Annotated in this window: 12 protein-coding genes and 1 tRNA gene; 6 read left to right on the top strand and 7 right to left on the bottom strand. The window is 55.8% G+C overall.

Annotation, left to right across the window (positions count from 1 at the left end; all coding sequences use genetic code 11):
* The first annotated feature begins 37 nt into the window (after positions 1 to 37).
* On the top strand, positions 38 to 934 hold the full coding sequence (locus tag LAB08_RS11840) for a LysR family transcriptional regulator (RefSeq protein WP_096512026.1): 897 nt from the start codon (positions 38 to 40) through the stop codon (positions 932 to 934).
* A 304-nt stretch (positions 935 to 1,238) separates the two neighbouring features.
* Here the strand turns inward: LAB08_RS11840 and LAB08_RS11845 are convergent.
* Positions 1,239 to 1,326 (bottom strand) — tRNA-Ser (locus LAB08_RS11845).
* Between the two features lie 123 nt (positions 1,327 to 1,449).
* Here LAB08_RS11845 and LAB08_RS11850 point away from each other — a divergent pair.
* The gene (locus LAB08_RS11850) at positions 1,450 to 2,121 is read left to right on the top strand and encodes a Bax inhibitor-1/YccA family protein (RefSeq protein WP_096512025.1); all 672 of its coding nucleotides are present in this window, start codon (positions 1,450 to 1,452) and stop codon (positions 2,119 to 2,121) included.
* Positions 2,122 to 2,180: 59 nt separating this feature from the next.
* On the opposite strand, the gene LAB08_RS11855 is transcribed toward LAB08_RS11850, so the two are convergent.
* Together LAB08_RS11855 and LAB08_RS11860 are read right to left on the bottom strand one after the other, a co-directional pair.
* Positions 2,181 to 2,510 (bottom strand): YceK/YidQ family lipoprotein, encoded by a 330-nt coding sequence (locus LAB08_RS11855; RefSeq protein WP_096512024.1) that lies wholly within the window; start codon positions 2,508 to 2,510, stop codon positions 2,181 to 2,183.
* A gap of 57 nt (positions 2,511 to 2,567) precedes the next feature.
* A complete protein-coding gene (locus tag LAB08_RS11860) occupies positions 2,568 to 3,005 on the bottom strand; it encodes an Lrp/AsnC family transcriptional regulator (RefSeq protein ID WP_096512023.1) in 438 nt (145 codons plus the stop codon).
* A gap of 136 nt (positions 3,006 to 3,141) precedes the next feature.
* Between LAB08_RS11860 and LAB08_RS11865 the strand changes: the two genes are divergently transcribed.
* Entirely contained in the window at positions 3,142 to 4,038 is an 897-nt protein-coding gene (locus LAB08_RS11865) for a DMT family transporter (protein ID WP_096512022.1), read from the top strand.
* A 2-nt stretch (positions 4,039 to 4,040) separates the two neighbouring features.
* Here LAB08_RS11865 and LAB08_RS11870 read toward each other — a convergent pair whose 3' ends face one another.
* The 4 genes from LAB08_RS11870 to LAB08_RS11885 all read right to left on the bottom strand — a co-directional run bounded on the left by LAB08_RS11870 (position 4,041) and on the right by LAB08_RS11885 (position 10,312).
* The gene (locus LAB08_RS11870; protein ID WP_157755720.1) at positions 4,041 to 5,324 is read right to left on the bottom strand and encodes a hypothetical protein; all 1,284 of its coding nucleotides are present in this window, start codon (positions 5,322 to 5,324) and stop codon (positions 4,041 to 4,043) included.
* 80 nt (positions 5,325 to 5,404) lie between these two features.
* Positions 5,405 to 7,420, bottom strand: a complete 2,016-nt coding sequence (locus LAB08_RS11875) for a hypothetical protein (RefSeq protein ID WP_096512020.1) — start codon at positions 7,418 to 7,420, stop codon at positions 5,405 to 5,407.
* Positions 7,421 to 7,601: 181 nt separating this feature from the next.
* On the bottom strand, positions 7,602 to 8,642 hold the full coding sequence (locus LAB08_RS11880; RefSeq protein WP_096515440.1) for an FUSC family protein: 1,041 nt from the start codon (positions 8,640 to 8,642) through the stop codon (positions 7,602 to 7,604).
* A gap of 44 nt (positions 8,643 to 8,686) precedes the next feature.
* Positions 8,687 to 10,312 carry an NADP-dependent glyceraldehyde-3-phosphate dehydrogenase gene (locus tag LAB08_RS11885; protein WP_096512019.1) on the bottom strand — a complete coding sequence of 542 codons (1,626 nt, stop codon included), beginning with the start codon at positions 10,310 to 10,312 and terminating at the stop codon, positions 8,687 to 8,689.
* A 299-nt stretch (positions 10,313 to 10,611) separates the two neighbouring features.
* Between LAB08_RS11885 and LAB08_RS11890 the strand changes: the two genes are divergently transcribed.
* The 3 genes from LAB08_RS11890 to LAB08_RS11900 all read left to right on the top strand — a co-directional run bounded on the left by LAB08_RS11890 (position 10,612) and on the right by LAB08_RS11900 (position 14,200).
* Positions 10,612 to 11,499 (top strand): Dyp-type peroxidase, encoded by an 888-nt coding sequence (locus tag LAB08_RS11890; protein WP_096512018.1) that lies wholly within the window; start codon positions 10,612 to 10,614, stop codon positions 11,497 to 11,499.
* A gap of 206 nt (positions 11,500 to 11,705) precedes the next feature.
* The gene (locus LAB08_RS11895; RefSeq protein ID WP_096512017.1) at positions 11,706 to 12,458 is read left to right on the top strand and encodes a GntR family transcriptional regulator; all 753 of its coding nucleotides are present in this window, start codon (positions 11,706 to 11,708) and stop codon (positions 12,456 to 12,458) included.
* Positions 12,455 to 14,200 carry a fumarate reductase/succinate dehydrogenase flavoprotein subunit gene (locus LAB08_RS11900; RefSeq protein ID WP_172901611.1) on the top strand — a complete coding sequence of 582 codons (1,746 nt, stop codon included), beginning with the start codon at positions 12,455 to 12,457 and terminating at the stop codon, positions 14,198 to 14,200. The genes LAB08_RS11895 and LAB08_RS11900 overlap by 4 nt, the downstream gene beginning before the upstream one ends.
* Positions 14,201 to 14,207: the final 7 nt, after the last annotated feature.

A 14,207-nucleotide genomic window follows, 5' to 3' on the forward strand; every position in this document is an offset into this window, starting at 1 on the left:
GTTCCGACCACTGCAAGAGGGTGCGAGGACAGGATCGATGAATCTGAAACAGCTACAAAGCGTGTTGCTGATGGACGAGCTCGGGTCTATTTCCCGAACGGCGGTAGCGCTGGGCACCGCTCAATCACTGGTCAGTCGGCAATTGGCGCAACTGGAGACGGAGTGGGGCGATCAGCTGTTCGTGCGTACCGGGCGCGGCCTGGTCGTTTCGGATTTCGGTCGGCTGGTACTGCCGGAGATTCGCTTGCTGCTTGCCCAGGCCGAGCGCCTGGAAACTTTGGTCAGGGAATCCTCGGGCGTACCGGCGGGCACGGTGCACATCGGGATCTTGCCGTCGATGTCACGCCGGTTGCTGCCGATGCTGTTCACGGCGCTGCAAACCCATGCCCCCGGCGTGCACCTGCACGTAGTCGAAGGCTTCAGCGGTGACCTCGATGAACAACTGGCCGCCGGTGCCCTGGACCTGATCGTGGTTAACCGGTACGGCATTTCCAACGCCCGGGACGAAGAAACGCTGGGGGTCGTCGATACGTATCTGGTGGGGAAGGCCGCAAGCCTCTGCGGGCTCGGGCAATCAATCGAGTTCGCTGCCTTGCCGGATTTTCCGCTGATTCTGCCTTCACGCCCCAACGGATTGCGCACCACCCTGGACCAGTTGGCACGCAAACATCAGCTGTCGCTGAACGTGGCGATCGAAGTCGATACACTCAATGCAATGAAAGACGTGGCGGCGGCTGGCGGGGCGTTCACTATCCTGCCTTATCTGGCAGTACAGGAGGATGTAGAACGCGGCTTGCTGGATGCGGTGCGAATCGATAAGCCGCAGATTAAACGCACGATTGCCCTGGCGTTTACTCACCAGCATCCGCTGTCCAGGGCTGCCAGAGTAGTAGGCGGATATGTGCGTGAATTGTCGAAAGTGCTTCTCGAGTAGGCCAGAGCGCTTCTTGCCGCTCATCTCTGCACTCACCTCGTTAAGCTTTCGGGTCAGGAAGTGTGTCGCGCGGGAAGGGAGCAGATCTGAGTTGGGCATCACGAATCCTCGGTTATGAGATCAGCGTAGTACCAGGTTCAATGAAGGATTTTTCAGGTTTTGCAGGAGGCCGGGGGAGGGGAACATTCAGCTGAGTTCTGGAACACATCCAGAATAATTATGGAACACATGCCCAGCGTCGCGGATTTCGCCAAACCCCAGAAACGACAAAGCCCTGAATAATCAGGGCTTTGTCGTATAAAGATGGCGGAGGCGATGGGATTCGAACTCATGGACCTGTTACAGTCGACGGTTTTCAAGACCGTTGCCTTAAACCACTCGGCCACACCTCCGTTTGCGTTGCGGGCGCCATAATACCTGAATGAAACACACTGTCAAACTCTCTGCATAGCTTGTTACAGGGCGTCTGTTATGATCTTTGCGACTGAACGTTTCAAACCAACAGGAGTGTCGCCATGCGCGAACAGGATTACGCAGTTAATAACAGCTTGCAGGCTGAGCAGCTAGAGGTTAGCCGCGTCCTGCGCAACACATACGGCTTGCTCGCCCTGACCCTCGCATTCAGCGGTCTGACGGCTTACATCGCTCAGCAGATGCGGGTCGGCTACCCGAACGTTTTCGTGGTGCTGATCGGCTTCTACGGCCTTTTCTTCCTCACCAACAAACTCCGTGATTCCGCCTGGGGCCTGGTATCGGCATTTGCCCTGACCGGTTTCATGGGTTTCCTGCTGGGCCCGATCCTCAACCGTTACCTGGGCATGCAGGGCGGCGCTGAAGTGGTCAGCTCGGCCTTCGCGATGACGGCACTGGTGTTCGGTGGTCTGTCGGCCTACGTGCTGATCACCCGCAAGGACATGAGCTTCCTCGGCGGTTTCATCACCGCGGGCTTCTTCGTTCTGCTCGGTGCGACCCTGGCCAGCTTCTTCTTCAAGATCAGCGGCCTGCAACTGGCGATCAGCGCAGGTTTCGTGCTGTTTTCCTCGGTCTGCATTCTGTTCCAGACCAGCGCCATCATTCATGGCGGCGAGCGCAACTACATCATGGCCACCATCAGCCTGTATGTATCGATCTACAACCTGTTCATCAGCCTGTTGCAGCTGTTCGGCATCATGAGCCGCGATGACTGATTGTCAGCGTTAAATAAAAAACCCGCTTCGGCGGGTTTTTTATTGTCTGGCATTCAGGGTTATTCGGTAATGATGATGCTTCCATCAGCTTGCTGCCGGTAGAGGGTGTAGGGCAGCAGCAAGGTGTCGAAGGCGCCGGAAAGGACCACATCGATCAGCACAATGGCGGGAGCGCTGTCATGGACCTGCGCGTCCCGTCCTTTTTCCAAAGGCGCGTTCAGATAGCAGAAGTCATATGTCACACCGCTGTAGATTCGGGGAACTGCGCCGCAGTAACTATTTTTCTCCCTGAGGCTCTTTGCGGCCACGTCGTCTCCACGTACAACCGTCTGCACTGTGCCGCAACCCGACAGCATCAGCGCTGCCAGCAACATCAACCGAAGTTTCATACCGCCAATCCTTAGCTGGAAAACGGTCAATTTACGCCTCTTCGAACAAAACTTCATTCACGCCATCGGGGGCAACCGGCGTTTGACCGGGGTTTTCTTGACGATCGCGGTGTTGGTTTCGGCGTGGGTGTTGAGCCGGTCCAGCAGGGTGTCCAGTTGTTCCATCGAGCGTACATGCAGGCGCGCGATGAAGCAGTCGTCGCCGGTCACCTTGTCGCACTCGGTGAACTCGGGAATGGCCATGATTTGCCGTTCAACTTCCTGTAGCTGGCCGGGTAGCGGACGAATGCGCACGATGGCCTGGAGTTGATAGCCGAAGCATTTCGGATCGATTTCAACGGTGTAGCCCTTGAGTACACCGCGCTCTTCGAGGCGACGCAGGCGCTCTGCAACGCTGGGCGAAGACAAGCCGCTGAGGTGCGCCAGGGCCTTGAGCGAGCGTCGCGAGTCTTCCATCAATGCCGTGATCAGCACCTGGTCGATGTCATCGGTCATGGCGAAGTCCTCTATTAGGCAGTTTTTCAAAATCGCCTTGATAAAAAAGGCAGATTCCGAGTTTAGCCTGATTTTTGCGCTGGAGAAGCGCCTAGGCTGGTTGGCATACTTTGCCCATCAACAGAGGAGTCTGGAAATGGACAAAACAATTCGTCGCGGCTCGTTCGAAATGACCGCCGCCATGCTGATCTCCGGGACCATCGGCTGGTTTGTGCTGGTATCGGGGCAACCGGTGCTGGACGTGGTGTTCTGGCGCTGCCTGTTTGGTGCCGGCGCGCTGTTGCTGATTTGCGCGGTATTCGGCTTCCTGCGGCCCGGCATCCTGACCCGCACCACGTTCCTGTTGGCCGTACTCAGCGGCGTGGCGATCGTCGGCAACTGGGTGTTGTTGTTCGCCTCCTATTCCCGCGCCTCGATTGCCATCGGCACCGCCGTCTACAACGTGCAGCCGTTCATGCTGGTGGGCCTGGCCGCGGTATTCCTCAACGAGAAAATCACCTTGCAGAAACTGGCGTGGCTGGGCGTTTCGTTTCTCGGGATGCTGGCGATCGTCAGCGCCCATGGCGGGCAGGGCGAGAGCGGCAATGAATACCTGATCGGCATTGTGCTGGCGTTGGGCGCTGCATTTCTCTACGCGATTGCCGCGCTGATCATCAAGCGCCTGACCGGCACGCCACCGCATTTGATCGCGTTGGTTCAGGTCAGCACCGGTGTGTTGCTGCTCGCGCCATTCGCGCACTTCTCGGCACTCCCGCAGGGCCAAAGTGCGTGGGGCAGTCTTATCACCCTGGGTATGGTGCACACCGGCGTGATGTACGTATTGCTGTACGGCGCGATCCAGAAGTTGCCGACGGCATTGACTGGCGCGCTGTCATTCATCTATCCGATCGCGGCAATTTTCGTCGACTGGTTTGCCTTCGGTCATCGTCTGGAACTGATGCAATGGATCGGGGTTGCCGCGATTCTGCTGGCTGCTGCCGGGATGCAGCAGGGTTGGAGCCTGAAGTTTCGACGGACGATGACGCAGTCATAGGTTCAGCGTGTAAAAGTATTCAGGATGGAGTCCATTTTTTCACCCGTTACACAGTAAGACGCATAATAATTATCTGCTCCAAGGGTGCTGAAAGCCTGTGCCTTGTCACTGTCCGCAATAAATGTCCCGCTGGCCTCAAGCCAGCCGGGAGCATTTTTGATATCTGAGGGGGTCAGGTTCCATTCGTCCGAGCAGTCTTTTTTGAAAATCAGAAAAATTTCAATCAGGTCATGGTTCAGCTTTCTGAATAACGGCGTGGTACTGATGTGGTGATTGTCGAGTAGAGTGGCGCACTGTGATTGCAATTGTTCGGTTTCTGCTCTCCAATCAACATTTTGCAAGTTGATGGACCTGCGAATGGTGGGTAAATACCAATCAACCAAGTCACCGTTGAAATGGCTGTCGTGCTGAGTTGCACGAAAAAATAAAGGAAGAGGGATGTTTTCGGGAATAAACACAAAGTGAGCCATTTTTTTGTCGGAACTGGTTTCTAGAGCATTTTGTACGATGAAATCTCCCGAACTTCCTTTCTGGATCAAATAATCCATCATTTCGCTGAAATATCGTGTTTTATTAGGCGTTTTATTTTCGGGGCGGGAAGTTGATTCCTTTAGGTAAATATCTGAATTGTGCTGTGCCAACTGCACAATAGGAAAGCTGTTGAAGAAAACTCTACTGTCGTCCCTGAGTCCACAGTCAAAGAGATTGGGTCTCGGGACCTCCGGATTGCTTCGATAAGCCGTAAAGTCTGGGGTAATGATTTTTTGATGAGGGAAGTAGGGCTTCGTTGGAGTTTGTTCCAGAAAAGGCGATCCATTCAATGTCATTGCGCTTGAATGATTGTTTTGAAAGATAATTGAGTTCGGGCCGTTATTATAAAAATCTGTAATATTTTTTTGAGCTAAGCGTCTTGTGGTGCGGTGTCTTGTTTCATTAGGGTTGTCAAGATTAAGAGCGGCCAGCGTTCTATTTTCAGCGGCGTAGAGTACGCTTTCGGCGAAGGTCAACAGGGCCGGGTCATCAATCAAGTGAAGCATATAGGGTGAAAAGGCATCATGTTTCCCGTGCAATCGTTTGTTTTCCAATGAGAGATTGACAGGCTCTAAGTTTTTAGCGGTAGGTTGCGTCATGTGTATGATGCTGCTGTCGCTTCCTGCCAGTATTGCATCGGCACTGATGTATTCACCGCTATTTTTGCTATTGGTGAGTCTGGCTATATGGGGCTGAGAGTTTGCATTAAGTGTGTTGAATCCACTGATGGGTGTTCGATAGTTTGTGATCGGCATGCTGGCGGTCTTGTGGCGTATTTAAAAAAACGGACCAGGTAGCACCAGTCCGTTTGTTGGGAGGCTTAGATGATTGGTATTTATCTGTCGTCTGAGACGCTGTCACTCATCAGTCGTACTGTGATGAAATGCTGCAGAAGTCGTTCTTTCTGCTGTTTGATGGTGTCGAATTGGACGTCGTCTACCATGATGTTGTTATCGAGAAATATCTGATGAGCGGTGTCAAGATCATCAATCATGTAGTACAGGAAGAGACAAAGCGTTTGATGGGTTTCAGGATGCGTTGCCCTGAGTGGAAGTTGGCTGACATATTCATTGGCGAGTTCTGCTCGGCTTTCAAATAGGCTCAGAAGTCCATTGTTGGGATGCACGTCTTTTAATTTTGAATTGTGCCATGTGTAAAACTCATTGATGTCTTTCGCAATGCCAATGATTTCGCCCATGGGAATCAGGTAAAGGGGATCAATCGTGAACTGGATTTTTTCCAGATCGCGCGTCAGTGGTGCGAGAAACGCTTCATTTGTTCTTTCTCTCAGCTGAGTCCGCGCGGGAAATGCTTTGTTTTCTGAACAGTCGGGTTTAAGTTCCGCATTTTGGTCGTAGTTCATCAGCATTGGAACCATCTGGAGTATTCTCTCCTTCAGTCCATCGCTTCCCTGTATCAAACGGGGAATTTTTTCCAGTACTTCCGGAAGATTGTCGTACGTATCGATCTGCTTTTTGAAAAGGGTTTCGTTGGTCACCTTGATGCCGGTGTGGCTGAATTTCGCTACGGTAATGCTTTCAAGCGGTTTGATTGCATTTTTGTTAATGATTTTTCGTATCTGGGCGTTAAGCAGTGGCTTTTGTTGACCCATGTACTCCATGAATTTGGCTGGGTCGCTGTTTTTAAATCCACCCAACACGAAACGCTGTAAGGGGTTGAGATTGACAGCTTGTGCCAGTTCTTCAGGAGAAAGAAATGGCTGGCATCTGCCTGAACTGTGGAATGTCATTAATTCAGCACTTCGACTCTCGCCGTGGTCCAGCCCGTCCTTGTTGCTGGCAGAGCGATGGTGCGGGATCATTTCGGTGCGAATGCCAGTCTCTATGGGAATGTCGTTATCCGGGTTTTTGATGACGACATAGCGTGCACCAGGAACCTCGCGAAATTCATTTTCGAGACTTTCCAATGTGAGGAATTTTGTGGCGGCTTCGGAGCGGGTGTAGCGAATGAATTGGTTGGTATCGTAAGGGAAGGCCGCCAGGCATTGTTCCGTATTGGCTTCTATTGTTCCTGTTTTGCGAGTGGTTATGATTTTGAACTCAGCAGCATAATTGCTGTTGTCAAAGTGGAACATCCATTCCCTGTATTTGCCATCATCTTTGCTGGCAGGGTTGTCCATAAAGCGAAAATTGGAGACGGCTGGGATGTCACCCAGTTGGAAAGCGGCTTTGAAGAGTTGCAAGGGTGTCAGTTTTGCGTTGAGGCAACGTGCATCTGTAATTTCTGGCTTAATATGTTGGGCGGAGAAGTCGACTTTCGAATAGTCGTCTTTCACGATGGCGTTAGCCATTATTTCATCGTAGAACGATTTGAAGTCGGTATACGCTGATAAGTCAACCTCGCTTGCGGATACGCCGAAGGTTTCCCATTCTTTCAGGACTGATGAAAGTTGTGCTTTCAAATCTTCATCTATCAGCGATATAAGCTCGCAGCGGAGAGCCTCTGTTCGCTCATGGTTGGATAGCTGTTTGTAATTGAGTTGTTCCGATTTATCCAAGTTCATGATGGCTTGGAATCGATTGGGGATTGAGCTTGTCGTATGGAATTGCCCGAGGATGGTAGTTGTCAGGCGGGGCCCCTTCGCCATTTCTGCGGGCTTGCAATGAATTATTTTGTTGATAAATGTTATATTTAGATTTTGTATGTCTGTTTTTGTTATCGGGTGCAGCGTGAATTCGGATTCGGTCGTGTTGTGTGTTTCATTAAGTTGATAACATATTCCGCTAGTCTCATCAAGTATGAGGCGCTTGTTTCCATGGTTGCTTTGTACTTCTATATATTGAAATGATTGGGAGTTATTTAGGGGATTGGAGATGATATTGCCAATCACGGTAAATTCCTTTTATCTGGTTGGTGCAGAGCCTCTATTGAAGATGGTTATTTTAGTAAGATGCTTTGTTTCGACTATCAAAAAAAGCTTATCCGGTGATGATGATGTGAGTTTTATTCGAAACTGTATTTTTCTATAAGGTGTTGCGCGGGGTGTCATTTACTTTCTGTCAAACAAAAGACTAGATGTTCCAGCGTGGTGCAGACTTAGCCAGCCGCTGGCGCATCTCACCTATGTTGGTTGCCAGTTGTTGAGTCAACAATCGATAACCGTCCAGCGCATTGTAGATCGGCGCATCAAGGCTGACGGCCGGCAACTCCATGGTTCGACTCAGCCGTTGGGTGGCGCCTGACTTCAGTGCCCTGGCCATGCCAATCAGCTGCACGCGAATCAGCCGGTGTTCCGCCTTCAACGTCGATTGCAGTTGAGCCATGGCGTCGGAGTCACTGGCATCCGGTCGGGTATTGCCGAGAATCTCCAGGGTACTGACACAGGTGCGCAGTTGACGTTGAATGGCGTCGAGCTCGGTCATCGACATCTTCACTTCTTTCGATACCGATGGCATCAGTGAGCGCAGTTGCACCATGACCGTGTTCAGGCGACCCATCAGCTTGAGGTGTTCCTCAGCCGTGACGGGTTGGCCGTCGATAATGCGCCCGTAGATCGCCGCGCAGTCGCGCAAGGCGTCGGCCAGGTTGTAGCGCCAGGAATAGACCGCATAGAGAGGCAGGGCAAAGGAAAATGCCAGGGCCAAGGCAATGCCAATCAGGATATCCACCCCGCGCCATAGGCCGTCGGTGACCGGATTGTCGCCATGTCCGGCAACGATGAACACGGTAATCGCGGCCAGCAGCGCGGTATAGCCACCCTTGCCGATGGCGTGGTACGAGAAAAACCCACAAATCACCGCCATCGCGAAATAGGTCAGCCATGGCATGCCGAGCCAGGCCTGTTGCACCACCAGCACCAGACCGATAGCGGCGCCGACCAGGGTGCCGATGGCTCGTTCGGCGGCTTTTTTGCCGATATTGCCATGGTGCTGTAAACCGCCGATCACCACCAGCATCGTCACCGATGCCCACTCACCGTGGGGCAGATGGATGCCGGTGGTCAGCAGGATAGTCGCCAGTAACCCCACCGACACGCGCACCGCGTGAATCACCTTGGCATGCCGATAGCGCTGGTATGGGTCAATCAACGGACGCAGTAGCCGGCGCAGCAGCGGTGGCAGTCGAGGGGTAGTGGATGTGCTCAGGTTCACTCTCCTCAGAAAATGTAGTCAGTGGTCAAAAAGCTCGAACTGCGTCCGCTGATGATTTCGCTGATCAACTCCTTGTTGGTCTCCTGGAATTTGGTCGCCACCAACGTGCGGATCGAAAACACCCGTAACGCGTCATGCACCGACAAGGTGCCTTCGGCGGAGTTTTTGCGGCCATTGAAGGGATAGGTGTCGGGGCCGCGCTGGCACTGGGCGTTGAGGTTGATGCGCCCGACCTGATTGGCGAAGGTGTCCACCAGCCGGCCGACCGCTACCGGGTTGGTGCCGAAGATGCTCAATTGCTGGCCGAAGTCCGACTCCAGGACGTAATCGATCACCGTGTCCAGGTGGCGGTAAGGCACGATCGGCACCACCGGGCCGAACTGTTCTTCCTGATAGACACGCATTTGCGGCGTCACCGGGTACAGCACCGCCGGGTAGAAGAACGACGCGCGGGCTTCGCCGCCATTGGGGTTAACCACTTTTGCGCCTTTGTCGATGGCATCGGCTACCAGTGCGTGCAGGTAATCGACCTTGCCTGACTCCGGCAGGGGCGTCAGGGCCACGCCGCTGTCCCATGGCATGCCGGGTTTGAGCGTGGCCAGTTTGGCGTTGAGTTTCTCGATGAAGGCATCGACCACGTCTTCGTGGACAAACAGGATTTTCAGTGCCGTGCAGCGCTGGCCGTTGAATGACAGGGCGCCGGTGACCGCTTCGTTCACGGCGTTGTCCAGGTCCACTTCCGGCAGGACGATGCCGGGGTTCTTCGCATCCAGCCCCAGCGCCGCGCGCAAGCGATGCGGGCGCGGATGCAGTTTCTTCAGGTCACTGGCGGCCTTGTTGGTGCCGATGAACGCAAAAATATCGATCTTGCCGCTGGCCATCAGGGCACTGACGGTCTCGCGGCCGCTGCCGTAGATCACGTTGATTACCCCGGCCGGGAAACTGTCGCGGAAGGCCTCCAGCAGCGGACGTATCAACAGCACGCCCAGCTTGGCTGGCTTGAACACCACCGTGTTGCCCATGATCAAGGCCGGAATCAGTGTGGTGAAGGTTTCGTTCAACGGATAGTTGTAGGGCCCCATGCACAACGCCACGCCCATCGGTACGCGGCGGATCTGGCCAAGGGTGTCCTGCTCCAGTTCGAAGCGGCTGGAGCGGCGGTCGAGTTCCTTCAGGGCGTTGATGGTGTCGACGATGTAGTCGCAGGTGCGGTCGAACTCTTTTTCCGAGTCCTTGAGGTTCTTGCCGATTTCCCACATCAGCAACTTGACCACCGCTTCGCGCTGTTCGCGCATGCGCCCCAAAAAGGTTTCGACATGCTGGATGCGCTCGGCCACGCGCATGGTCGGCCACAAACCCTGGCCGCGGTCGTAGGCGCGGACGGCAGCGTCCAGGGCGGTCAGTGCGGTGTCGGCATCCAGCAGCGGCGTGCTGCCAAGGATCACTTGTTCGTCACCCGCAGCACTGCTCAGATAGACCGGGCTGCGTACTATAGCGAGGGGACCGGGCCAGGTTTTCAACGTGCCGTCGACCAGGTATTCACGCTGCTCGATCTGGCCGTCCAGGCGATATTTTTCCGGGATTCTGTCGGCCTCGGGAAACAGGTTGCCAAGGAGATCTGCTGTGCTCATGTTGCTACCCCATATGAAATGTCACCCGCGAACCCTGCTGCCACCCCCAGCACCCTGTAGGAGCGAGCATGCTCGCGATGGTCGTGAACGATGACGCGGGCTATCAGGTATCCCGCGGCGCTTGGGCGTTTTTCGCGAGCATGCTCGCTCCTACAGTAGGGTTTCCGGCGCTAATAGGCAGAATAGAGGGGTTGAGGGTCTGGATCTTGTGTCTCAAGCGTAGACCGCAATCTTTGACCTCGCCGCACACAACCATCGGTGCTGCGGTTAAACTTCGTGTTCTTTCTGAAGGAGTTCACATGAGTCACTACCAGCCGGGCATTCTCGCCACCCCTGTTCCGCCTCACGCCCGCCATATGTTCTTCGCCCTCGAATCCGTTGCCGATCTGCCGGCCGCACTCGACAAGTTGGTGCAACAGGTGGACGGCAAGTCGGCGGTGGTCGGTTTCGGTGAATCCCTGGTCAAGGCGCTCGATGGCAACATTGAAGGGCTACGGCCGTTCCCGGCACTGACCGGCGTGGGCGTGGATAACCCGTCGACGCAACACGCGCTGTGGTGCTGGCTGCACGGTACCGACCGTGGCGAACTGCTCAATCGCAGCAACGCTCTTGCCGCCGCATTGGCCCCGGCCCTGCGCCTGGTCCAGGTGACCGAAGGCTTCCGCCACCGCGATGGCCATGACCTGACCGGCTACGAAGACGGCACTGAAAACCCCCGCGACGAAGCCGCTGCGGCTGCGGCGCTGGTGGGCGAGGGTGTTGAAGGCACGGTCGGTGGCAGCTTCGCCGCGATCCAGCAGTGGCAACATGATCTGAAGCGTTTCCACGGGATGCCATCCCATGAAACGGACGACATCATGGGCCGGCGCTTGAGCGACAACGAAGAACTCGATGACGCCCCGATCTCGGCCCACGTCAAACGCACCGCACAGGAGAGCTTTTCACCTGAAGCCTTCATCGTCCGTCGTTCGATGCCATGGATCGAAGATGAGCGCGCCGGCCTGATGTTCCTGGCCTTCGGTTTTTCCCTCGACGCCTTTGAAGTCCAGCTGCGCCGCATGAGCGGTCTGGAAGACGGCATCACCGACGGTCTGTACCGTATCAGCCGACCGATCACCGGTGGCTACTACTGGTGCCCGCCGCTCAAAGATGGCCAGCTGGACTTGCGCGCCTTGCGCATCGCCTGACGCATCTGAACCTGTGGGGGCGAGCCTGCTCGCGAAGGCGCAGTGTCAGCCAACATCAACGCTGACTGTACCGAGGCTTTCGCGAGCAGGCTCGCTCCCACATGAGATATCACCGCGCATCTAACCTTATGCCCAAACAATATTTCTCAGGTCCTTCATTAGAACTTTAAGATCACGTCATAACTCGTTATGACAAGTGATCCCAGATGACCGATAACGTTCTTCCTCTCAGTAGCGTTCCGTTGCACACCCAGCTACGCGACGTACTTCGCGCACGCATCCTCGACGGCGAGTACCCGCAAGACAGTCAGATGCCTTCCGAAAGCGAGCTGGGCGCGCTGTTCAAGGTCAGCCGCATCACCGTGCGCCAGGCCCTCGGCGATCTGCAGAAGGAAGGGCTGATCTTCAAGATCCACGGCAAGGGCACCTTTGTCGCCAAGCCCAAAACCTTCCAGAACGTCAGCACATTGCAAGGCCTGGCCGAATCCATGACCGGACGCGGTTACGAGGTGATCAACCGCCTGCGCAGCTTCAAATTCATCGCCGCCGACAAGCTGGTCGCCGAGCGTTTGCAGGTCGCCGAGGGCGAGATCGTGGCGCAGATCAAACGGGTGCGCCTGATCAACCGCGAGCCGATTTCGCTGGAAATCACCTACCTGCCCAAGGCCATCGGCGAGCGGCTGGAAAAGGCTGACCTGGTGACCCGCGACATCTTCCTGATCCTCGAAAACGACTGCGGCCTGGCCCTGGGCCACGCCGACCTGGCCATCGACGCGGTGCTGGCTGACAGCGACCTGACCCAGGCGCTGAACGTTGAGCCCGGTTCGCCAATCATGCGCATCGAGCGTCTGACCCACGACGCTGACGGCCAGCCGCTGGACTTCGAACACCTTTACTACCGTGGCGATGCCTTCCAGTACCGCCTGCGGATCGACCGGCAAAAAGGGGACCAGGCATGAGCCACAGCTCTATAACCAGAAGCACCCTCGAACAGGAATACGACATCGTCGTGATCGGCGGCGGCACCGCGGGGCCGATGGCGGCGATCAAGGCCAAGGAACGCAACCGTGATCTGCGGGTATTGTTGATCGACAAGGCCAACGTCAAGCGCAGCGGCGCGATCAGCATGGGCATGGACGGCCTGAACAACGCGATCATTCCCGGCCATTCGACACCGGAGCAGTACACCAAGGAAATCACCATCGCCAATGACGGCATCGTCAATCAGGCCGCGGTGTATGCCTACGCCACCCACAGCTTCGAAACGATCGAGCAGTTGGACCGCTGGGGCGTGAAGTTCGAGAAGGACGAGACCGGCGACTACGCGGTGAAGAAAGTCCATCACATGGGCGCCTACGTACTGCCGATGCCGGAAGGCCACGACATCAAGAAAGTCTTGTACCGCCAGTTGAAGCGGGCGCGGGTGAGCATCACCAATCGTTTGGTCTGCACCCGTTTGCTCAAGGACGAAGAGGGCGCGGTCAACGGGGTGATGGGCTTTGATTGCCGCACCGCCGACTTTCACGTAATCAAGGCCAAGGCGGTGATCCTCGCCTGCGGTGCCGCCGGGCGCCTGGGCCTGCCGTCCTCAGGTTACCTGATGGGCACCTACGAAAACCCGACCAATGCCGGCGACGGCTATGCCATGGCCTATCACGCCGGGGCCGAGCTGGCGAACCTGGAATGTTTCCAGATCAACCCGCTGATCAAGGATTACAACGGCCCGGCCTGCGCCTACGTCACCGGTCCCCTGGGTGGCTACACCGCCAACAACAAGGGCGAACGCTTCATCGAGTGCGATTACTGGAGTGGCCAGATGATGTGGGAGTTCCACCAGGAACTGGAAAGCGGCAACGGCCCGGTGTTCCTCAAGCTCGATCACCTGGCCGAGGAAACCATCCAGAACATCGAGCAGATCCTGCACAGCAACGAACGTCCCAGTCGTGGTCAGTTCCATGCCAATCGCGGCACCGATTACCGCACGCAGATGGTCGAGATGCACATCTCCGAGATCGGTTTTTGTAGCGGGCATTCGGCGTCCGGGGTGTGGGTCAACGAGAAGGCCGAGACGTCGGTCAAGGGCTTGTACTCGGCCGGTGACATGGCCGCGGTGCCGCATAACTACATGCTCGGCGCCTTCACCTACGGCTGGTTTGCCGGAACCAACGCGGCGGACTTTGTCGCCGGGCGCGAATTTTCAGCACTGGATGCCCGGCAGATCGAAACCGAAAAACAACGGGTCTACGCACCACTGGACCGCGAACACGGCCTGCCGCCGGCCCAAGTCGAGTACAAGCTGCGACGCTTCGTCAACGACTACCTGCAGCCGCCGAAAGTGACGAAGAAGATGCAAATCGGCCTGCAACGCTTCAGCGACATCCAGCGCGACCTCGACCAGATCAAGGCGCACAACGCCCACGAACTGATGCGCGCCATGGAAGTCAGCATGATCCGCGACTGCGCCGAAATGGCCGCCCGCGCTTCGTTGTTCCGTGCCGAAAGCCGTTGGGGGCTGTACCACTATCGGGTCGACCATCCGCAGCGCAACGACAGCGAGTGGTTCTGCCATTGCCACCTGAAGAAGGACGAAAACGGCTTGATGAGCAGCTTCAAGAAAGCCGTAGAGCCTTACATCGTCCCGCTCGATGCCGAAGAAATGCAGGCCTACGACCGGCTGCGTGTCGGCGCCTTTGCTGCCTGAGCCTTAC

It is taken from the genome of Pseudomonas izuensis (assembly GCF_002356535.2).
GTDB classification, from domain to species: domain Bacteria; phylum Pseudomonadota; class Gammaproteobacteria; order Pseudomonadales; family Pseudomonadaceae; genus Aquipseudomonas; species Aquipseudomonas izuensis.

Bases quoted from the DNA above. Each gene is read 5' to 3' on its own strand.
- LAB08_RS11885 (WP_096512019.1), bottom strand. From the start codon at position 10,312: ATGAGCACAGCAGATCTCCTTGGCAACCTGTTTCCCGAGGCCGACAGA.
- LAB08_RS11895 (WP_096512017.1), top strand. From the start codon at position 11,706: ATGACCGATAACGTTCTTCCTCTCAGTAGCGTTCCGTTGCACACCCAG.
- LAB08_RS11840 (WP_096512026.1), top strand. From the start codon at position 38: ATGAATCTGAAACAGCTACAAAGCGTGTTGCTGATGGACGAGCTCGGG.
- LAB08_RS11900 (WP_172901611.1), top strand. From the start codon at position 12,455: ATGAGCCACAGCTCTATAACCAGAAGCACCCTCGAACAGGAATACGAC.
- LAB08_RS11860 (WP_096512023.1), bottom strand. From the start codon at position 3,005: ATGACCGATGACATCGACCAGGTGCTGATCACGGCATTGATGGAAGAC.
- LAB08_RS11865 (WP_096512022.1), top strand. From the start codon at position 3,142: ATGGACAAAACAATTCGTCGCGGCTCGTTCGAAATGACCGCCGCCATG.
- LAB08_RS11850 (WP_096512025.1), top strand. From the start codon at position 1,450: ATGCGCGAACAGGATTACGCAGTTAATAACAGCTTGCAGGCTGAGCAG.
- LAB08_RS11870 (WP_157755720.1), bottom strand. From the start codon at position 5,324: ATGCCGATCACAAACTATCGAACACCCATCAGTGGATTCAACACACTT.
- LAB08_RS11855 (WP_096512024.1), bottom strand. From the start codon at position 2,510: ATGAAACTTCGGTTGATGTTGCTGGCAGCGCTGATGCTGTCGGGTTGC.
- LAB08_RS11890 (WP_096512018.1), top strand. From the start codon at position 10,612: ATGAGTCACTACCAGCCGGGCATTCTCGCCACCCCTGTTCCGCCTCAC.